We start from the raw sequence: 20,520 nt of genomic DNA, 5'->3' as shown, positions 1-20,520 counted from the left end.
GAAAAACCGCGCCTGGCGGTGTGTGTTCTGTGCGCCGCCATGCGTATGCCGGTGCTGTCTGTTATGTAAGTGTTATGTCGGTTTGTGGTTCGGCTTACTGCCGGACATGTGCTTTGCCCCACCGCTGGCGATCAGCTCGGCCAGTGCGGAGACATCGAGCAAGGCGCACATGTGTTCAATCACCGTGCCCGCGAGCCATGGCCGCTGACCCCGGTGACTTCTCCATTTGATTTCATTCGGATCCAGGCGCAACGAGCGGCTGACCTGATGCACCGCCAGCCCCCACTCGTAACCTTGTACCGAAATCACGTATTGCAGGCCCTGACGGAAGTCATCGCGATAGCGATCCGGCATGACCCAGCGTGCGGTGTCCAGCACCTTCAGGTTGCCGGCCTGGCTCGGCAGGATGCCGAGGAACCATTCCGGCTGACCGAACAGCGGCGTCAGCTCATGGCCGGCCAGCGAATAGATCGAGCCGAGGCACACCAGTGGCACCGCCAGGGTCAACCCGGCCACGTCGAACAGCAAGCATTCGAACGCTTCCGACGCCCAGGCAGGACGACCGTCGGTTTCTACCGGTGGCGGTGTATTGCTCGGTGGCAGATGCACCTCCACCAGCGGCGCAACCAGGGTCGGCTCGACCGGGGCTGGAACAGGCGCCTCAGGCTCGGGCTCGGGCGCCGCCGGAACCGGAGGCGTTTGCAGAAATTGTGTTTGCAGCAGCGGTGCCAGCGTCGAGACCACGCGCACCGACTCAGGCTCTTTGATCAACGTCGCAGGTGCCTTCGCCATCACAGCTGCAGGCGCTGCAACCGGGGTGACCGGCCGGGCGGCTTGCTGCGCATCGCGGGCCTGCTCTTCAAGCACGGCGGCCTGGAATTCATCGAGCGCCGCGGCGCTCTCGACCACCTCGACCGGCGTTGCGATTTCCTGCTCGACCTCGTCCGTCACCTCCTGCAGCAAGCCGTCCAGATAGGACTGCAGCGCCAGTTGCGGCTTCGATGTCAGCTTGATCGGCCGATTCATGCTCAGGCCACCTGCGGAACGAGTTGTTGCGCCAGCAGATGCTTGAGCAGCGCGCGGTAAGCCAACACACCACGGCTCTTGCCGTCGAACTGCGAAGGCGTGACACCGGCACGGCTGGCGTCGCGCAGACGGGTATCGACCGGGATGTAACCCTGCCAGATCTCGTCGGGGAATTTGTCGCGCAGCACGCGCAAGGTGCCCATCGACGCCTGGGTGCGGCGGTCGAACAGGGTCGGCACAATGCTGAACGGCAGCGCCTGTTTGCGCGAACGGTTGATCATCGCCAGGGTGTTGACCATGCGCTCCAGGCCTTTGACGGCCAGGTGTTCGGTCTGCACCGGAATCACCAGTTGCTGGCTCGCGGCGAGGGCGTTGACCATCAGCACACCGAGCAACGGCGGGCTGTCGATGATCGCGTAATCGAAGTCCTGCCACAGCTGCGCCAGACTCTTGGCGATCACCAGGCCCAGGCCACTCTGCCCCGGCGACTGACGCTCGAGGGTGGCCAGCGCGGTGCTGGACGGCAACAGGGAAATGCGCTCGTCGCTGGTGGACAGCAGCAACTGGCCCGGCAGGCCCTGCGGCACACTGCCCTTGTGCAGGAACAGGTCGTAGTTGCTGTGTTCCAGGCTGTCGGGGTCGTAACCGAAATAGCTGGTCATCGAGCCGTGCGGGTCGAGATCGACCACGACCACGCGTTTGCCCGCCTCTGCCAGCAAACCGGCTAAAGCGATGGAAGAAGTGGTTTTACCAACACCACCCTTTTGATTGGCGACTGCCCAGACTCTCATTCGGATTGTTCCTCCCGGCCGAGATGCTCGGCCGAGACATGGCTCAGCGTATTAATGCGGGCGACGGAGAATTGACGGCACTCTCGCGTCCCGGCGTCTTGACCGGGGTCGGTGCAGTTTGTGTGCCAGCACGCTTCAACGCAGCGTCCGGTGTTGCATTGGCGGTCCCGGTGCCGGTCAGGCTGCGGCGCACATCAAGATTGCGCGACACCACCAGCACCACGCGACGGTTCTTCGCCCGGCCTTCGGCAGTGGCGTTGTTGGCCACCGGCTGGAATTCGCCGTAACCCACCGAGGCCATTCGGCCAGGGTTGACGCCCTGCATCGCCAGCATGCGCACGATGCTCGCCGAACGCGCCGAAGACAGTTCCCAGTTGGTCGGGTACTGCGCGGTGCGGATCGGCTGGTCGTCGGTGAAGCCTTCGACGTGGATCGGGTTGTCAAACGGTTTGAGGATCGCCGCAACCTTGTCGATGATGTTGAACGCGATGTCGCTCGGCATCGCATCACCGCTGCCGAACAACAGGCTGGAGTTGAGTTCGATCTCGACCCACAGCTCGTTGCCGCGCACGGTCATCTGGTTGCTCGCGATCAGGTCGCCGAACGCGGCGCTGATATCGTCGGCGATGCTTTTCAGCGGATCGCTGGCCCCGGCGATGCCGGCATCGACCTGCTCACTGTCCTTGACCAGCGGCTTGGCCGGGGTCACGGTCTTCGGGCGTTCTTCACCGATCGGGATCGGCTTGAGCGAGCGGTCGGAGTCGGTGAAGACTCCGATCAACGCTTCGGAGATGACCTTGTACTTGCCTTCGTTGATCGACGAGATGGAGTACATCACCACGAAAAAGGCAAAGAGCAAGGTGATGAAGTCGGCGTAGGAAACCAGCCAACGTTCATGGTTTACGTGCTCTTCATGCTGGCGACGACGTGCCATGAGGTTAGTCCCTTAATCCATGAAGCCCTGAAGCTTCAACTCGATGGAGCGTGGGTTTTCACCTTCAGCGATCGACAAAATACCTTCCAACAACATTTCGCGATAACGCGACTGCCGCAACGCAATTGACTTGAGCTTGGCGGCGACCGGCAGCAACACCAGGTTGGCGCTGGCCACACCGTAGATGGTGGCGACGAATGCCACGGCGATGCCGTTGCCCAGTTGCGACGGATCGGCCAGGTTGCCCATCACGTGGATCAGGCCCATCACCGCACCGATGATACCGATGGTCGGCGCGTAGCCGCCCATGCTTTCAAAAACCTTGGCGGCTTCGATGTCGCGGGCTTCCTGGGTGTAGAAATCCACTTCGAGAATGCTGCGGATCGCTTCCGGCTCGGCGCCGTCGACCAGCAGTTGCAGGCCCTTGCGCGAGTAGGCGTCGGGTTCGGCATCCGCCACGCCTTCCAGGCCCAGCAGGCCTTCCTTGCGTGCGGTGAGGCTCCAGTTAACGACGCGGTCGATGCCGCCGGCCAGATCCACACGCGGCGGGAAAAAGATCCAGGCCAGAATCTGCATGGCACGCTTGAACGCGCTCATCGGCGATTGCAGCAAGGCGGCACCGATGGTCCCGCCGAGCACGATCAGCGCCGCCGGGCCGTTGGCCAGTGCGCCGAGGTGACCGCCTTCAAGGAAATTGCCGCCGATGATGGCGACAAACGCCATGATGATCCCGATAAGGCTTAGAACATCCATCAGATACACGCCTCGACGATGTGCTTGCCGATATCGTCCAGACCGTACACCGCATCCGCGAGGTCAGCCTTGACGATCGCCATCGGCATGCCGTAGATCACGCAACTGGCTTCATCCTGGGCCCAGACGGTGCTGCCGCCCTGTTTGAGCAGACGCGCGCCTTCGCGACCGTCGGCGCCCATGCCGGTCAACACGACCGCCAGAACTTTGTCGCTGTAGGATTTCGCCGCAGAACCGAAGGTGATGTCCACGCAAGGCTTGTAGTTCAGACGCTCATCGCCCGGCAGGATTTTCACTGCGCCACGGCCGTCGATCATCATCTGCTTGCCACCCGGTGCCAGCAGCGCCAGACCCGGACGCAGGATGTCGCCATCCTCGGCCTCCTTGACACTGATGCGGCACAGCTTGTCCAGACGCTCGGCGAAGGCCTTGGTGAAGGCTGCCGGCATATGCTGGATCAGCACGATCGGCGCCGGGAAGTTGGCCGGCAACTGGGTCAGAACCCGCTGCAGCGCAACCGGGCCACCGGTCGAGGTGCCGATCGCCACCAGCTTGTAGGCCTTGCGTTTCGGAGCAGGCGACGAAGCACTGGCAGCCGGAACGCGAGCCGGTGCAGGCGCAGGTGCCGGACGAGCCGGAGCACTGTGGCTGCCAAAACTCGACGGCGCTGCTGCCGGAGTCGGCGCAGGTGCAGGTGCAGCGGCAGGCGCCGGGGCACTGTAGGCACTGAAACGACGGTTACTGCGCGAGATGCTGTGAACCTTCTCGCACAGCAGTTGCTTGACCTTCTCCGGATTACGGGAGATGTCTTCGAAATTCTTCGGCAGGAAATCCACCGCGCCAGCATCCAGCGCATCCAGAGTTACCCGGGCACCTTCATGAGTCAGCGAGGAGAACATCAACACAGGGGTCGGGCAGCGCTGCATGATGTGCCGCACGGCCGTGATGCCGTCCATCATCGGCATCTCGTAGTCCATGGTGATCACGTCCGGCTTGAGGGCCAGGGCCTGATCGATCGCCTCTTTACCGTTGGTTGCCGTACCGACAACCTGGATGCTCGGATCCGCTGAAAGAATTTCCGAGACGCGGCGGCGGAAAAAACCCGAATCGTCCACCACCAGGACTTTGACTGCCATAAACACTCCATTAGGTGCAGCGGGACGTTGTCGCCCCGCTGCCCCGGATTCAAATACGCCGCGCGGCGTAACGCTTGAGCATGCTTGGAACATCGAGAATCAGCGCAATGCGGCCGTCACCGGTAATGGTGGCGCCGGACATGCCCGGGGTTCCCTGCAGCATTTTGCCCAATGGCTTGATGACCACTTCTTCCTGGCCGACCAGTTGATCGACGACGAAGCCGATCCGCTGGGTGCCCACCGAAAGGATCACCACATGGCCTTCGCGCTGCTCTTCGTGAGCGGCGGAGCTGACCAGCCAGCGCTTGAGGTAGAACAATGGCAGCGCCTTGTCCCGCACGATCACCACTTCCTGGCCATCCACCACGTTGGTGGTCGACAGGTCGAGGTGGAAGATTTCGTTGACGTTCACCAGCGGGAACGCGAACGCCTGGTTGCCGAGCATCACCATCAGGGTCGGCATGATCGCCAGCGTCAGCGGCACCTTGATGACGATTTTCGAGCCGGCGCCCTTGGTCGAGTAGATGTTGATCGAACCGTTGAGCTGGGAAATCTTGGTCTTCACCACGTCCATGCCGACACCGCGGCCGGACACGTCGGAGATCTCGGTCTTGGTCGAGAAGCCCGGGGCGAAGATCAGGTTGTAGCATTCGGTGTCGCTCAGGCGGTCGGCGGCATCCTTGTCCATCACACCGCGTTTCACGGCGATGGCGCGCAGGACGTTCGGGTCCATGCCTTTGCCGTCGTCGGAGATCGACAGCAGGATGTGGTCGCCTTCCTGTTCAGCAGCCAGGATCACCTTGCCGCCACGGGCCTTGCCCGAGGCTTCGCGTTCTTCCGGCGACTCGATGCCGTGGTCGACCGCGTTGCGCACCAAGTGGACCAGCGGGTCGGCCAGTGCCTCGACGAGGTTCTTGTCGAGGTCGGTCTCTTCACCCACCAGTTCCAGGTTGATTTCTTTCTTGAGCTGACGCGCGAGGTCGCGAACCAGTCGCGGGAAGCGGCCGAAGACTTTCTTGATCGGCTGCATCCGGGTCTTCATGACAGCGGTCTGCAAGTCGGCGGTGACCACGTCGAGGTTCGACACGGCCTTCTGCATCGACTCGTCGCCGCTGTTCAGGCCCAGGCGCACCAGACGGTTACGCACCAGTACCAGCTCGCCGACCATGTTCATGATTTCGTCGAGACGCGCGGTGTCCACACGCACGGTGGTCTCGGCTTCACTCGCCGGTTTTTCCGGTGGTGGCGTCGCCGGTGCACGGGCCGGAGCCGGTGCAGCAGCGGCAGCCGGTTTGGCCGGTTCGGCTTTAGGCTCAGGCGCTTTTGCAGCAGGTTTTGCTGCAGCGGCTGGTGTCTTCGCAGCCGGCGTCGCAACAGCCGAGGCATTGCCGGCAGTCACGACGGCTCCGGTGTTGACGTCAGTGAACTTGCCTTTGCCATGCAGATCGTCGAGCAGCGATTCAAACTCGTGGTCGGTGATCAGATCACTACCGGCCGCCGCCGCTGCCGGGGCAGCACTTGCATTCGCAGGGACGGAAGCAATGGCCGACTCCAGCGCATCGACGGCAAAGTTGCCCTTGCCGTGCAACTGATCGAGCAAGGCTTCGAATTCGTCGTCGGTAATGTCCGAGCTGTCGCCCGCCGCCGGAATCGCAGGCGCAGCGGCCGCCGGTGCCACGGCGTCGGCCGCGAACTGGCCCTTGCCGTGCAACTGGTCGAGCAGCGACTCGAATTCGGCATCGGTGATTTCATCGCTGGCCGCTTCGCTGGAGGCAGGCGCGGGGGCTTCGGCTTCGGCCTTGACGGCGTTCAGCGAGTCCAGCAACTGTTCAAATTCGTTATCGGTGATGTCGCCGGAGTCGCCGGTTTCGTTTTCAACGACCAGCTCTTCGATCATCTCGGCCACGGGCGAAGCCGGGGCTTCATCCGCCGATTGCGGTTCGGCCAGACGCGCCAGGGCGGCCAGCAGTTCCGGGGTTGCAGCGGTGATCGGGCTGCGATCGCGGACTTCGCTGAACATGCTGTTCACCGCGTCCAGCGCTTCGAGCACCACGTCCATCAGTTCTGCATCTACACGACGCTCACCCTTGCGCAGGATGTCGAACACGTTTTCGGCGATGTGACAGCACTCCACCAGCTCATTGAGCTGAAGGAAGCCGGCGCCCCCTTTTACAGTGTGGAAACCGCGAAAAATTGCGTTGAGCAGATCTGCGTCATCCGGGCGGCTTTCCAGCTCGACCAGTTGTTCGGACAGTTGCTCAAGAATCTCGCCGGCCTCAACCAGGAAATCCTGAAGGATCTCTTCATCGGCGCCGAAGCTCATTAATGGGGTGCTCCTACAGGTCTAAAAACCCAGAAAACTAAAATCCAAGGCTGGATAACAAATCGTCCACATCGTCCTGACCGGACACAACGTCTTCTCGTTTATCGGCATGAATCTGCGGACCTTCACCCTGCGAGAGATGTTTTTGTGGATCTTTTTCAGCGAGCATTGCAGCACGGTCATGTTCGATGCCCGCAAAGCGGTCCACCTGGCTGGCCATGAGCACGAGTTTGAGCAGATTGCTTTCGACTTCGGTGACCAACTGGGTCACGCGCTTGATCACTTGACCTGTGAGGTCCTGGTAATCCTGGGCCAGCAGAATGTCGTTGAGGTTGCTCGACACTGCGCGGTTGTCGGTGCTGCTGCGTGTCAGAAAACCGTCGACCCGACGCGCCAGCTCGCGGAACTCCTCAGCCCCGACTTCACGACGCATGAAGCGTCCCCAGTCGGCACTCAATGCCTGGGCTTCGTCAGCCAGACCATTGACCACCGGCGTGGCGCTTTCCACCAGGTCCATGGTGCGGTTGGCCGCCGCTTCGGTCAGCTTGACCACATAGCTCAGGCGCTCGGTCGCATCAGTGATCTGCGACACTTCCTCGGCCTGCGGCATGTGCGGGTCGATCTGGAAGTTGACGATTGCACTGTGCAGTTCGCGCGTGAGCTTGCCGACTTCCTGGTACAGGCCACGGTCACGGGTCTGATTGAGCTCATGGATCAGTTGCACAGCGTCGCCGAACCTGCCTTTTTCAAGGCTTTCGACCAGTTCGACCGCGTGTTTTTTCAGCGTCGACTCGAAGTCGCCCTGTGAAGATTCTTTATGCTCCATAGCTCCCCCGCGCGTCATCAGCCGATGCGTTCGAAAATCTTCTCGATTTTTTCTTTCAGCGCCTGAGCCGTGAAAGGTTTGACCACGTAGCCGTTAACACCGGCCTGGGCCGCTTCGATGATCTGCTCGCGCTTGGCTTCAGCAGTCACCATCAGCACTGGCAGGTGCTTGAGTTTTTCATCGGCGCGCACGTGACGCAGCAAGTCGATACCGGTCATGCCAGGCATGTTCCAGTCGGTCACCAGAAAGTCGATGCTGCCGCTGTTGAGTACCGGAATGGCAGTGGTGCCATCGTCGGCTTCAACGGTGTTGGTGAACCCGAGGTCACGCAACAGGTTCTTGATGATCCGCCGCATCGTTGAGAAGTCATCAACGATGAGGATTTTCATGTCTTTGTTCAATTCGACCTCCAAGCAGTCTTAAACGCGCCCAGCACCTGGACGCGCCATTTCAATCAATCCGGCAAAACACTCGATGACTGTCTGGAGCACAACAGAGCAAGACCGGTGCCGTTCACCACCGCACCAGCCTCGTTCGCAGCGTCCCCACACTGCCTTCAGCGCGCTCGCCACTCCCCCAAACGCCCCCGCAAGCGGGCCGCGCACTGGCTATGTAACTGGCTGACCCGCGATTCACTGACGCCAAGGACTTCACCGATTTCCTTGAGGTTCAGCTCTTCGTCGTAGTACAGCGCCAACACCAGTCGCTCACGCTCCGGCAAATTGGCAATCGCGTCCGCCAACGCAGCCTGGAAGCGCTCATCTTCCAGATCGCGCGACGGCTCAAGATGAGCACTGGCGCCATCCTCGTGCAGCCCTTCGTGTTCGCCGTCCTGCAACAGGTCGTCGAAACTGAACAGTCGGCTGCCCAGGGTGTCATTCAAAATCCCGTAGTAATCGTCGAGACTCAATTGGAGTTCGGCCGCAACCTCGTGATCTTTAGCGTCACGGCCGGTTTTAGCTTCAATCGAGCGAATCGCGTCGCTGACCATACGGGTGTTACGGTGAACCGAGCGTGGTGCCCAGTCCCCCTTGCGTACTTCATCGAGCATGGCGCCGCGGATCCGGATGCCCGCGTACGTTTCGAAACTGGCGCCTTTGCTGGCGTCGTATTTGGTCGAGACTTCGAGCAGGCCGATCATCCCGGCCTGGATCAGGTCTTCGACCTGCACACTGGCAGGCAATCGCGCCAGCAAGTGGTAAGCAATGCGTTTGACCAGTGGCGCGTAACGCTCGATCAGCTCGTACTGCGCGTCACGTGCCGACTTCTTGTAGAAATTCATACCGCTGGCGGTCATAGCACAGGTCCTGCCGTTTGCTGCACGAGGCGCTCGACGAAAAATTCGAGGTGGCCGCGCGGGTTGGCGGGCAGCGGCCAGGTGTCGACCTTCTGTGCGATCGCCTTGAACGCCAGTGCGCACTTGGAACGCGGGAAAGCTTCATAGACCGCACGCTGCTTCTGCACCGCCTTGCGCACGCTTTCGTCGTAAGGCACCGCGCCGACGTATTGTAGGGCGACGTCAAGGAAGCGATCCGTGACCTTGGTCAACTTGGCGAACAGATTGCGACCTTCCTGCGGGCTCTGGGCCATGTTGGCCAGGACGCGGAAGCGGTTCATGCCGTAATCGCGGTTCAGCAGTTTGATCAGCGCGTAGGCGTCGGTAATCGAGGTCGGCTCGTCGCAGACCACCAGCAACACTTCTTGCGCAGCGCGAACAAAACTGACTACCGAGTCACCGATACCCGCAGCGGTGTCGATCACCAACACATCGAGATTGTCGCCGATATCGCTGAACGCCTGGATCAGGCCGGCATGCTGGGCCGGACTCAGATGAACCATGCTCTGGGTGCCAGAAGCGGCCGGCACGATGCGGATCCCGCCGGGACCTTGCAACAGCACGTCGCGCAGCTCGCAGCGGCCCTCGATCACATCGGCCAGGGTACGTTTGGGCGTGAGGCCCAGCAGAACGTCGACGTTCGCCAGACCCAGGTCGGCGTCCAGCAGCATGACCCGACGGCCAAGCTCTGCCAGCGCCAGGGACAAGTTCACTGACACGTTAGTCTTGCCGACGCCACCTTTGCCGCCGGTCACCGCGATCACCTGTACGGGATGCATGCTGCCCATGTTATTTCTTTACCTTGTCTTGCATAGACGGAGGCCACATTACTGGCTGCGCGTTCACAACCGGAACAATGCGTGGCAGACCATCGATGTAGGTACAAAAACTGTTCATTACCTCAGCCAACCTGCTTGGTCGGGCTGTGGTAGATATCAGCGAACATGTCAGCCATGGCTTCTTCGCTGGGTTCTTCCTGCATTTGCACGCTGACGGCGCGGCTGACCAATTGATGACGGCGCGGCAGATGCAGATCATCCGGAATCCGGGGGCCATCGGTCAGGTAGGCGACCGGCAGTTCATGACTGATCGCCAGACTCAGCACTTCGCCAAGGCTGGCCGTCTCATCCAGTTTAGTCAGGATGCACCCGGCGAGCCCGCAACGCTTGTAACTGTGATAAGCGGCGGTTAGAACCTGTTTCTGGCTGGTGGTTGCCAGCACCAGATAATTTTTCGACCGAATGCCACGACCGGCCAGACTTTCCAGCTGCATGCGCAGTGCCGGATCGCTGGCCTGCAGGCCGGCGGTATCGATCAGCACCACGCGTTTGCGCAGCAGTGGATCCAGCGCCTGCACCAGGGACTGGCCCGGGTCGACGTGGGTCACCGACACATTGAGGATCCGGCCCAGGGTTTTCAGCTGTTCCTGAGCGCCGATGCGGAAGCTGTCCATGCTCACCAGCGCAATGTTCTGCGCGCCGTACTTGAGCACATAACGGGCAGCCAGCTTGGCCAGGGTGGTGGTCTTGCCCATGCCGGCCGGGCCGACCATGGCAATCACTCCGCCCTCTTCCAGCGGCTCGACTTCCGGCGTGGCAATCATCCGCGCCAGGTGCGCGAGCAACATGCGCCAGGCCTGACGAGGCTCTTCGATATCGCTGGTCAGCGCCAGCAGGTCGCGGGACAACGGACCGGACAGACCGATGCGCTGCAGACGACGATACAGATTGGCCTGGGCCGGACGGCTGCCTTGCAGCTGATTCCAGGCCAGGGTGCCGAGCTGCACTTCCATCAGTTCGCGCAGGCTGTTGAGTTCGAAACGCATCGAATCCAGCGCACGCGGATCGACGCCAGCGGCAGCCGGCGCAGGTGCCGGGGCTGGACGGGCCGGTGCGGCGTACGTCGGTTCTGTCAGAGGCTCGGCCGCCGTCAGCGGCAGGCCGGCGGTCAATGGCAAACCGGAGAACAACTGGCGATTGGTGTTGCCGTCGGCCTCACCACGCATGCTCAGCTCGGCCTGGGCGGTAACGATGCGCGACTGGGTCTTGCGCAGCTCGTCTTCGAGTTCCATGTTCGGAACCCGTGGCGCCAGAGCCGACAGTTTGTAATCCAGCGCCGCCGTCAGCTCGACGCCGCCGGCAATGCGGCGGTTGCCAATGATGGCGGCATCAGCGCCCAGCTCATCACGAACCAGCTTCATGGCCTGACGCATATCGGCGGCGAAAAAACGCTTAACTTGCATAAACCACTACCTCAGCCGTTGGGCCCTACTGTCGCAACGATGGTCACTTGCTTGTTGTCCGGAATTTCCTGGTAGGCCAGCACGTGCAGTCCTGGGACTGCCAGGCGGCCAAAGCGCGAGAGCATCGCGCGAACCGGGCCTGCTACCAACAGGATCACCGGCTGACCTTGCATTTCCTGACGCTGCGCCGCTTCGATGAGCGAACGCTGCAGCTTCTCGGCCATGCTTGGCTCCAGCAGAACGCCCTCTTCCGAGCCTTGTCCTGCCTTCTGCAGACTATTGAGCAATATTTGTTCCAACCTTGGCTCCAGCGTGATAACTGGCAGCTCGGACTCAGTCCCTACAATGCTTTGGACGATGGCGCGCGAAACGCCGACGCGCACGGCAGCCACCAGCGCGGCGGTATCTTGACTCTTCGCGGCGTTGTTGGCGATGGCTTCGGCAATGCTGCGGATATCGCGCACCGGCACGTGTTCGGCCAGCAGCGCCTGCAACACTTTCAGCAGCTGCGACAACGTGACCACACCCGGCACCAGCTCTTCAGCCAGTTTCGGCGAGCTCTTGGCCAGCAATTGCATGAGTTGCTGCACTTCCTCGTGACCGATCAACTCACTGGAGTGCTTGTACAGAATCTGGTTCAAGTGCGTGGCGACCACGGTACTGGCGTCCACCACGGTGTAACCGAGCGATTGCGCCTGGGAGCGCTGGCTGACTTCGATCCACACCGCCTCCAGGCCGAAAGCCGGATCTTTGGCGGTAATGCCGTTGAGCGTGCCGTAGACCTGCCCCGGGTTGATCGCCAGTTCGCGATCCGGGTAGATCTCGGCCTCGGCCAGGATCACGCCCATCAGGGTCAGGCGATAGGCGCTCGGCGCCAGGTCGAGGTTGTCGCGGATGTGCACGGTCGGCATCAGGAAGCCCAGATCCTGCGAGAGTTTCTTGCGCACGCCCTTGATCCGCGCCAGCAACTGGCCGCCCTGGTTGCGATCCACCAGCGGAATCAGGCGATAGCCAACTTCCAGGCCGATCATGTCGATTGGCGTCACGTCGTCCCAGCCCAGCTCCTTGGTTTCCATGGCCCGAGCCGGCGACGGCAGCAGTTCCTGCTGCCGCTTGACCTCTTCCAGCGCCTGCACCTTGGCCACGTTCTGCTTCTTCCAGAACAGGTAAGCGCCACCGGCAGCCAGGGCGGCCATGCTCAGGAACGAGAAGTGCGGCATCCCCGGCACCAGGCCCATGACCGCCATCAGACCGGCAGCCACCGCCAGCGCTTTCGGCGAGGCGAACATCTGGCGATTGATCTGCTTGCCCATGTCTTCCGAACCGGAAGCACGGGTCACCATGATCGCTGCCGCTGTAGATAACAACAGTGATGGCAATTGCGCCACTAAACCGTCACCAATGGTCAGCAAGGCGTAAACCTTGCCGGCGTCGGCGAAGGTCATGTTGTGCTGGAAGATACCGACGGCCATGCCGCCGATCAGGTTGATGAACAGAATCAACAGGCCGGCGATGGCGTCACCGCGGACGAATTTACTGGCACCGTCCATCGAACCGTAGAACTCTGCCTCCTGGGCCACTTCCTGACGACGGGCCTTGGCCTGCGCCTGGTCGATCAGACCGGCGTTGAGGTCGGCGTCGATCGCCATTTGCTTGCCAGGCATCGCATCGAGGGTGAAACGCGCGCTCACCTCGGAGATCCGGCCCGCACCCTTGGTTACCACGACGAAGTTGATGATCATCAAGATCGCGAAGACCACGATACCGACCACGTAGTTACCGCCGATCACCACCTCACCGAAGGCCTGGATCACCTTACCGGCAGCGGCGTGGCCGTCCTGACCGTGGAGCATCACCACCCGCGTCGACGCCACGTTCAGCGCCAGTCGCAACAGCGTCGCCACCAGCAGGATCGTCGGGAACACCGCGAAATCCAGCGGCCGCAGAGCGTACACGCAGACCAGCAGCACGACGATCGACAGGGCAATGTTGAACGTGAAGAACACGTCGAGCAGGAACGGCGGGACCGGCAACATCATCATCGCCAACATGACCAGCAGCAACAGCGGCACACCCAGATTGCCTCGACTGAGGTCGGCAATGTTCGAGCGAGCACTGTTGATTAACTGAGAGCGATCCACCGGTTTTCCCCGTTCCTTTAAAGCAAACTTTTGACGCCCAGAGCGGGCGCACGGCGGCTACTGCAAGAAGCCTTCCAACTTTTGCCAGGGCGTGAAACAGAGGGGGTAGCGAATGCACAAATGGGCGGCTCGCACGCCGTGCGCCCGCCCCCTATGCAGCAATCTTCACTGAGGTGGAACCTCGACAGTCAACTGGCTACCAGAATGTGCGCTGAAGTGATCGGACCGAAGGAAAGGGCTGCATTATCCAGATAGCGTGTGCCCCTGAACACACTGTGACCATCGACATCGACAACGTCTTCCTCCGTATACATCAGCACTACAACGGTGACAGGCGCGACACCAACAGGCTGCACATGACCCTCCATCAGGTTCAAGGCCCATTCGAAACGAATGAACGGCAGATCTGTTATTTCGATTGGAGGAGCCCCCGCATCCAGTCGAAAATACTGTCGCGTCGTAATGCGCAATTGGTTGCCGGCCACCGTGAATGAGGGTTTTCCATACCGTCGCTCTACGGGCCCGCCATCACTCGCCCACTGGTTCATGTAATGACCGGGGTCGGTGAATAGAGCGAACAACGAAGGGTTATCGCTGATATTACCGGCGGCGCCAAAGAAGTAGTTGTAGGAGTAGTGATACGCAAACCCGGCCAGTTCAGGTCGGATCGCATTGATGGGATTATCCAGATAATTCGGAATGAACTGATTGGCCGTGACCAGAAAGTTGAGAAAGTCCAGCTTCAGGTTGAACGTCACCTCATAGAAAATGGCCCGCTCTCCTGCGTCCCTTTCCAGCTTCCCTGAATCGAACTCCATCTCCATGCCCGGCAGTTTTCGATAAATGCGCCTCGTCATGATCTACCCCGGATCTCCACTGAATGAGTTATCACCCGCCGCGTTCGCAGAGTGCGAAGAGGCAGCGGCGTTAGTTCCGGGTTTATGAGGCACCAGGGAACAACACGCGTCTACTGTCAGAACTAACAGGTCGCGGGACCTTTCAGACCGACGGCACCCAGTGTCTTTAAAACTCGGGTGTTTAAAAGACACCTTCAGATACGCGTTGAAGGCTACGAATTCTTGCGCCATTGCCTACAGCTACGCCAGAATCCGCCGGCTTGTGCGCCTTGGGGTCGGGTTCTATTGTGGGTCGGTCGCTGAGGAATCAGCGATCGGGTTTAGCGACTCGCTCAGATTAAAGGTGCACCAGCGCTCCAGGCTTCGTTGCGGATCTGTATGTCTGCAATTTCGTTATGGTGGCTGTATGCGGGAGACCCTTGTGGTCTACCGGGTGCCTTTGACCGGTTCGCTAACCTGCGTACAGCTGCCACCCTTCCCGTTTAGCGACTGGATTTGGCGGCTCCACCCCAAAGGAGCTTCACCATGATCAAACCAACACCCAACCCACCCGAAAACGACCCCGCCTCGCCCTACGAATCCGCCGATTCCAGAAAGCTTCACGAAGCCGCCGACCGCGCCCTCGATCACTATCTCTGCCCGCCCGGCTCCACGCCGCCACCGCGCAAGACCCGTAGAATGTATGCCGTCACCGCGGACTTCAAAAACGAAGAGCTGCTGGCCGATGCCTGCGAAACCCTGGCTTCAGCCAGAACCATCGTCAATGACTTCACCCACCTCATGCCCGCCTCACAGCGCAGGACGCTGGTGGGCATTGCGCAACTGATCATGCTTGGGGAGCTGGCAGTGAATCGGGTGCTGGATAATCTGGAAATACCGCCGTCGCAGACTTCCGCGTAAAGACTTGAGAGATGTGCCGTGGCGGCTGACGCCTTCGCGAGCAAGCTCGCTCCCACAGTGATTTGTGGCGTGCTCATATTTCCCGAGCGACGCCAAACCTGTGGGAGCGAGCTTGCTCGCGAAAGCGGCCTCACAAGCACCACAGATCATCGGGCATAAAAAAACCGCCATCAGGTTCAACCGGATGGCGGTTTTTTTGTTTGATCACAATCAGGAATCGCGCCGCAGATCCGGCGGGATCGGCAAGTCATCACTGAGCGGATCCGGGCGCTTGCCCTTGCCGGCCTGGTGCTGGCGAATCTGATAGACGTAGGCCAATACCTGGGCGACCGCCAGACACAGGCCACCGGGGATTTCTTCCTCAAGCTCGGTGGAGTAATAGATCGAACGCGCCAAGGCCGGCGATTCGAGGAGCATGACGTTGTTGGCCACGGCGATTTCGCGGATCTTCAACGCCAGGAAGTCGCTGCCCTTGGCCAGCAGCATCGGCGCCCCCCCTTCTCGGTGTCGTACTTGAGTGCCACGGCGTAGTGGGTCGGGTTGGTGATGACCACGTCGGCATCCGGGATCGCCGTCAATAGCAGTGGTATAAGCACAAAATGATATAAAAAACTGTCAAACTTTACAGGTTAAAAACATACGCAATGAACCTACTCTCCTCTTAGCGTCTAACTCGCCCAAGGAGAGCAACATGACAACTATCGGACAAAAGCAAACATTTAAGGCATATACCCTCACCCTACCCACATGGCTGCTCAATGCTGGGATGAGCAAAGGTATCTACCACGACAAACAGGCGCTGGGGGTCATTCTTGCTCCGGGAACAACCATTCAGATCAGGCATCTTTCCAGCAAGACTGATGAAAGGCTCCAACTTGAGCTACTGAATGACGACGAGCAAACTGAAGAGTATCTACCTTTTACGGGTCAGACAGTTCTGCATACAATTAAACACTACTCAGTGCCTTTTATCAGTACACCTCACAGCCAAACCGACACAAACATTGATGTCGATATCGAGTACAGCTCTGTTCCTCAGCCACTACCCACCTACAAGGATAATTCGGACGCAGCGGATTTTTTCAGGCAATGGGATGAAGGACAAGCACCCTTTGCTCTTATCAACACCGTTTATGCAGACATACTGATACCGGCAACAGACAAAGCGCTGCTGAAAGAACTTCATCACTCAAACAACATAAAGAGCATTAGCACTTACTACCAACAACTCTTTGAGTTTTTCAACCTATTGGCAGGACTGTCGTTCACTCCGGACACCCCGACAAATAAAAACTCAATTAACAGATATTTCATGAAAGCCAACAAAACAGGAGGTGGCTCCGCTTACTATGGACATCACCACACCGCCCAGTCAAATGGCTCAGTTTTCGCCTTCTGGTTGGATACCCGCGCAACCAATTGGGGGTCGTTACATGAAGTCGGGCATGGATACCAAGGACTTTTCATGCAGAACAGTAAAATTCACTTGGGAGAAGTCTGGAACAATATCTACGCGCACTACTATCAAGAAAAATATCTCGGTGAGGACATATTCAAGACAGGATGGCTCTATAATGGAAACCCAGAGCACCTCTACAACGAGGTCGAACAGCTCTTCGAATCGAATCACCCCGTCAACACTTGGCAACTACATGAAATTCTGTTTTTATTGACATTAATATTTGATACAAATGCTGACCTCCTAAGTAAATTCAACAAGGAATACAGAGTACTCAGCAATGCTCCAGACTTCAATTTTTCAGACCATCCCTTCACAGAACTGATTCGAGACCTTTGCACCAGAATTTCCAATATCGATATACAGCCATTACTCAGCCTCGTGCAAATCCCCATGGAAGACTTCCGCTACAGCTCAAGCCACTATCAGAACCCGAGCCCTCGCTACCCCCTTTACAAACTGATACCCGCGGAACATCTGACGAACGCTATAGCAACACTTAAGCTGAAAAACCGCTTCTCAATCGTCGACTGCAATACTCTAAGACCTCTAAATCTCGTAGGCAAAATTGAATTGAGACTCGACCAAACTCTATTTTCAAGAATAGAAAATCGAGATTTACTTATACAAAACGGCAGCAGCGTCACTTATATTGAAAAAATAACCTCACCCCAAATAACATTCTCAGACATTCCCGCTGGGCCATACACCCTAATCGCTCCAACAACCACCAGTGACGGCTTGCAAATCAGCACCTCACACCTGATTGCCATCACCAACAACAACCCCATCGAACTCGAATATCAGATATCACAGGGATCGCGACTTGCTTCCCAAATAATTAAATTAAATGGCCTCAATGGAGAATTCGCCTCCATCAATGTAGATACTGAGCAAAAAAATATAACGATCAGCGTTTCCAGCAGCGCCCCACACTCATACTTTCACGGAAAAATATATGCAACAATCACGATAAGAGACACATATCAAAATATGGTCTTCCACAAGGTTTTATTGGGAGACGACTCCAAACCTTCCCTTAATAAGATCCCGTTTGGCTATGCCTACACACTGGAAATATTCCACGAGGAGCCATCCAGAAATATTTTACAACCACACGCAGACAAAGTTCTGGAAACATCAAACAAACTCACAACCCTTGAGATCACCCGCCAAGGTCTTTATAACAGAGCACTCTCCACCCCTACAGGAGAAATACTTGCCACCGAAATTGAAAGGCAATCCGAAAAAATAAAATTACAGCCAGAAATTTTACTGCACAGAAATGATCCTTGGAAAGATTCAATATTTCAGGCTATCGACTCCTATTCAACGCCAGAAAAAAATCAATTGGAGGAAACATACAAATACCTTTACAGCACACACCTCAATCACAACCCATTAATCTTGACCGAAAAAAAAATCAACTGGGATCAATATGGCCTGAGCGGTCCCTTCACTAAAATTGATATTGATCTTGAACTTGAAACAGCTGAGATCCAGATACTTCCTACCCATCCTCATACTTATTTCAACTCAATCTACAGCGCCATTTTGGCTTACAACGAAAAGGGGAACGTGGTCTTTTGTACAAAAATGCACGGAAACACATTGAATACACCATCATCAACAAAAATCCAGTTTTACGAAGGCTGTGAAATAATTGTTCTGCATTTGGAGTCGTCACGTTCGCCTATCACAAACCCAATGACGAACGAGCAATATCCCGTCGAACAAAGACACCGCATTTGTGCGCTGGGAAACAATCGACTGCAAATTTAAGAAGCGCCTCAAACCTTACGGATAATTGAAAAAGGAGGGGCTATCAGGAAGCGTCACGCATCCCAACGAGAATGGAAGCAAATCAGGAATCGCGCCGCAGATCCGGCGGGATCGGCAAGTCATCACTGAGCGGATCCGGGCGCTTGCCCTTGCCGGCCTGGTGCTGGCGAATCTGGTAGACGTAAGCCAGTACCTGAGCGACCGCCAGATACAGGCCACCAGGGATTTCTTCTTCCAGCTCCGTGGAGTAATAGATCGAACGCGCCAGGGCCGGCGATTCGAGGAGCATGACGTTGTTGGCCACGGCGATTTCGCGAATCTTCAGCGCCAGGAAGTCGCTGCCCTTGGCCAGCAGCACCGGCGCCCCGCCCTTCTCCGAGTCGTACTTGAGTGCCACGGCGTAGTGGGTCGGGTTGGTGATGACCACGTCGGCATCCGGGATCGCCGCCATCATCCGCCGCTGCGACATCTCGCGCTGAACCTGGCGAATGCGCTGCTTGACCTCCGGCCGACCTTCCTGGTCCTTGTGCTCGTCGCGCACTTCCTGCTTGGTCATCTTGAGCTTTTTAATGCTCTCCCAGAGCTGCACCGGGACGTCGACGGCCGCAATAATGATCAAACCGCACGCCATCCACAAAGTACTCCAACCGACCAGTTGCAGACTGTGAATGATCGCCCGGTCCAGCGGCTCATGGGCGATGCGCAGCAGGTCGTCGACATCGCCGGACAACACCACCAGCGCCACCGCCAGAATGATCAGGAATTTGGCCAGCGCCTTGAGCAGTTCGACCACCGACTTCATGGAGAACATGCGCTTGATACCGGACAACGGGTTCATCCGACTGAACTTGGGTGCCAGAGAGCCCGCCGCGAACAACCAGCCGCCGAGGGCGATCGGCCCGAGAAACGCAGCCAGCAGCAAGGTGATCATGATCGGCTGAATCGCCAGCAGCGCTGACAGCCCGGAACTCATCAGGAACTTGCCCATGGAGCCCTGATCCATGATCACTTCGCGCGACAGCGTGAAGTTCATGCGCATCAGCTCCATCAAGTCCTGCGCAAGCATGCCGCCGAACACCAGCAGCGCGCCGGAACCGGCGAGCATGATCGCCAGGGTGTTGAGTTCCTTGGAGCGCGCAATCTCGCCTTTTTCCCGGGAGTCCTTCTTGCGCTTCTCCGTGGGGTCTTCTGTTTTATCCTGACCGCTCTCGCTCTCTGCCATGACTCAGCGCGCCTGTGCCAGTTCGCGTAGCAGCTGCAAGGCTTCGACGGCCAGCGGCTGATACTGATTGAGAATGTCCGCCAGCCCGACCCAGACAATGAACAGGCCGAGTACGAGGGTCAGCGGAAAACCGATCGAAAAGATGTTCAATTGCGGCGCCGCCCGGGTCATCACGCCGAACGCAATGTTGACCACCAGCAGCGCAGTGACCGCCGGCAGCACCAGCATCAACGCCGCGCCCAGCACCCAGCCGAGCTTGCCGGCCAGCTCCCAGTAATGCGCGGTCATCAGACCGGCGCCGACCGGCAGCGTGGTGAAGCTTTCAGTCAGCACCTCGAAGACGACGAGGTGACCGTTCATGCCGAGGAACAGCAACGTCACCAGCATGGTGAAGAACTGCCCGATCACCGCCACCGACACACCGTTGGTGGGGTCGATCATCGAGGCAAAGCCCATGCCCATCTGAATCGCAACGATCTGCCCCGCAATGACGAAGGCCTGGAAGAACAGCTGTAGAGAGAACCCGAGCACCGCCCCGACCAGAATCTGCTCGGCAATCATCAGTAGTCCGCTGAGATCGAGAGGACTGACCGCCGGCATGGGCGGCAGGTTGGGCGAGATCACCACGGTGATCGCCAGTGCGAGGTACAGCCGAATGCGTTTGGGAACCAGCGTGGTGCCGAAGACCGGCATCACCATCAGCATCGAGCCGATGCGAAACAACGGCAGCATGAACGTCGCCACCCAGGTACTGATCTGGGTGTCGGTCAACTGAAGCAGCGATTGCATGGC

At 58.5% G+C, this 20,520-nt stretch carries 17 protein-coding genes and 1 pseudogene; 2 read left to right on the top strand and 16 right to left on the bottom strand.

Features of this window, described 5'->3' with window-relative positions; all coding sequences use genetic code 11:
* Window positions 1-72: 72 nt before the first annotated feature.
* From CAF87_RS16620 to CAF87_RS16560, 13 genes are all read right to left on the bottom strand, one after another.
* Window positions 73-1,026 carry a CheW domain-containing protein gene (locus CAF87_RS16620; protein WP_085733729.1) on the bottom strand — a complete coding sequence of 318 codons (954 nt, stop codon included), beginning with the start codon at window positions 1,024-1,026 and terminating at the stop codon, window positions 73-75.
* Window positions 1,027-1,028: 2 nt separating this feature from the next.
* Window positions 1,029-1,817 carry a ParA family protein gene (locus CAF87_RS16615; RefSeq protein WP_007959220.1) on the bottom strand — a complete coding sequence of 263 codons (789 nt, stop codon included), beginning with the start codon at window positions 1,815-1,817 and terminating at the stop codon, window positions 1,029-1,031.
* Between the two features lie 43 nt (window positions 1,818-1,860).
* On the bottom strand, window positions 1,861-2,751 hold the full coding sequence (gene motD / locus CAF87_RS16610) for a flagellar motor protein MotD (RefSeq protein ID WP_085710492.1): 891 nt from the start codon (window positions 2,749-2,751) through the stop codon (window positions 1,861-1,863).
* A 12-nt stretch (window positions 2,752-2,763) separates the two neighbouring features.
* Window positions 2,764-3,504, bottom strand: coding sequence for a flagellar motor protein (locus tag CAF87_RS16605; RefSeq protein ID WP_085710490.1), 741 nt, complete (start codon window positions 3,502-3,504; stop codon window positions 2,764-2,766).
* A complete protein-coding gene (locus tag CAF87_RS16600) occupies window positions 3,504-4,640 on the bottom strand; it encodes a chemotaxis response regulator protein-glutamate methylesterase (protein WP_085733730.1) in 1,137 nt (378 codons plus the stop codon). Before CAF87_RS16600 ends, CAF87_RS16605 begins: the two co-directional genes overlap by 1 nt.
* Window positions 4,641-4,689: 49 nt before the next feature.
* Window positions 4,690-6,963 (bottom strand): chemotaxis protein CheA, encoded by a 2,274-nt coding sequence (locus CAF87_RS16595; protein ID WP_085733731.1) that lies wholly within the window; start codon window positions 6,961-6,963, stop codon window positions 4,690-4,692.
* A gap of 37 nt (window positions 6,964-7,000) precedes the next feature.
* On the bottom strand, window positions 7,001-7,789 hold the full coding sequence (locus CAF87_RS16590; protein ID WP_085733732.1) for a protein phosphatase CheZ: 789 nt from the start codon (window positions 7,787-7,789) through the stop codon (window positions 7,001-7,003).
* Window positions 7,790-7,806: 17 nt separating this feature from the next.
* The gene (locus CAF87_RS16585) at window positions 7,807-8,178 is read right to left on the bottom strand and encodes a chemotaxis response regulator CheY (protein WP_003183998.1); all 372 of its coding nucleotides are present in this window, start codon (window positions 8,176-8,178) and stop codon (window positions 7,807-7,809) included.
* 167 nt (window positions 8,179-8,345) lie between these two features.
* Window positions 8,346-9,086 (bottom strand): RNA polymerase sigma factor FliA, encoded by a 741-nt coding sequence (gene fliA, locus CAF87_RS16580; protein ID WP_011333070.1) that lies wholly within the window; start codon window positions 9,084-9,086, stop codon window positions 8,346-8,348.
* Window positions 9,083-9,913: a flagellar synthesis regulator FleN gene (fleN, locus tag CAF87_RS16575; RefSeq protein ID WP_003222917.1), complete on the bottom strand. Its 831-nt coding sequence runs from the start codon at window positions 9,911-9,913 to the stop codon at window positions 9,083-9,085. Before fleN ends, fliA begins: the two co-directional genes overlap by 4 nt.
* A 113-nt stretch (window positions 9,914-10,026) precedes the next feature.
* Entirely contained in the window at window positions 10,027-11,367 is a 1,341-nt protein-coding gene (gene flhF / locus CAF87_RS16570) for a flagellar biosynthesis protein FlhF (protein WP_085710485.1), read from the bottom strand.
* Window positions 11,368-11,378: 11 nt separating this feature from the next.
* The gene (gene flhA / locus CAF87_RS16565; protein ID WP_085733733.1) at window positions 11,379-13,508 is read right to left on the bottom strand and encodes a flagellar biosynthesis protein FlhA; all 2,130 of its coding nucleotides are present in this window, start codon (window positions 13,506-13,508) and stop codon (window positions 11,379-11,381) included.
* Between the two features lie 188 nt (window positions 13,509-13,696).
* Window positions 13,697-14,365, bottom strand: coding sequence for a hypothetical protein (locus tag CAF87_RS16560; RefSeq protein WP_085733734.1), 669 nt, complete (start codon window positions 14,363-14,365; stop codon window positions 13,697-13,699).
* Between the two features lie 525 nt (window positions 14,366-14,890).
* On the opposite strand from CAF87_RS16560, the gene CAF87_RS16555 reads away from it, so the two are divergent.
* Window positions 14,891-15,265, top strand: coding sequence for a DUF6124 family protein (locus CAF87_RS16555; protein ID WP_085733735.1), 375 nt, complete (start codon window positions 14,891-14,893; stop codon window positions 15,263-15,265).
* Between the two features lie 210 nt (window positions 15,266-15,475).
* Here CAF87_RS16555 and CAF87_RS16550 read toward each other — a convergent pair.
* Window positions 15,476-15,837: pseudogene (locus CAF87_RS16550) on the bottom strand (EscU/YscU/HrcU family type III secretion system export apparatus switch protein); the annotation flags it as partial.
* Window positions 15,838-15,956: 119 nt separating this feature from the next.
* On the opposite strand from CAF87_RS16550, the gene CAF87_RS16545 reads away from it, so the two are divergent.
* Window positions 15,957-18,506 (top strand): putative mucin/carbohydrate-binding domain-containing protein, encoded by a 2,550-nt coding sequence (locus CAF87_RS16545; protein ID WP_085733736.1) that lies wholly within the window; start codon window positions 15,957-15,959, stop codon window positions 18,504-18,506.
* Between the two features lie 82 nt (window positions 18,507-18,588).
* Here CAF87_RS16545 and flhB read toward each other — a convergent pair whose 3' ends face one another.
* Window positions 18,589-19,728: a flagellar biosynthesis protein FlhB gene (gene flhB / locus CAF87_RS16540; protein WP_085733737.1), complete on the bottom strand. Its 1,140-nt coding sequence runs from the start codon at window positions 19,726-19,728 to the stop codon at window positions 18,589-18,591.
* A 3-nt stretch (window positions 19,729-19,731) separates the two neighbouring features.
* Window positions 19,732-20,517 carry a flagellar biosynthetic protein FliR gene (fliR, locus tag CAF87_RS16535; RefSeq protein WP_085733738.1) on the bottom strand — a complete coding sequence of 262 codons (786 nt, stop codon included), beginning with the start codon at window positions 20,515-20,517 and terminating at the stop codon, window positions 19,732-19,734.
* Window positions 20,518-20,520: the final 3 nt, after the last annotated feature.

Source organism: Pseudomonas sp. R38(2017) (assembly GCF_002112395.1).
GTDB lineage: Bacteria > Pseudomonadota > Gammaproteobacteria > Pseudomonadales > Pseudomonadaceae > Aquipseudomonas.
Note: the sequence above shows the minus strand (reverse complement) of the source record. Positions and strands in the feature narration are given on the sequence as shown.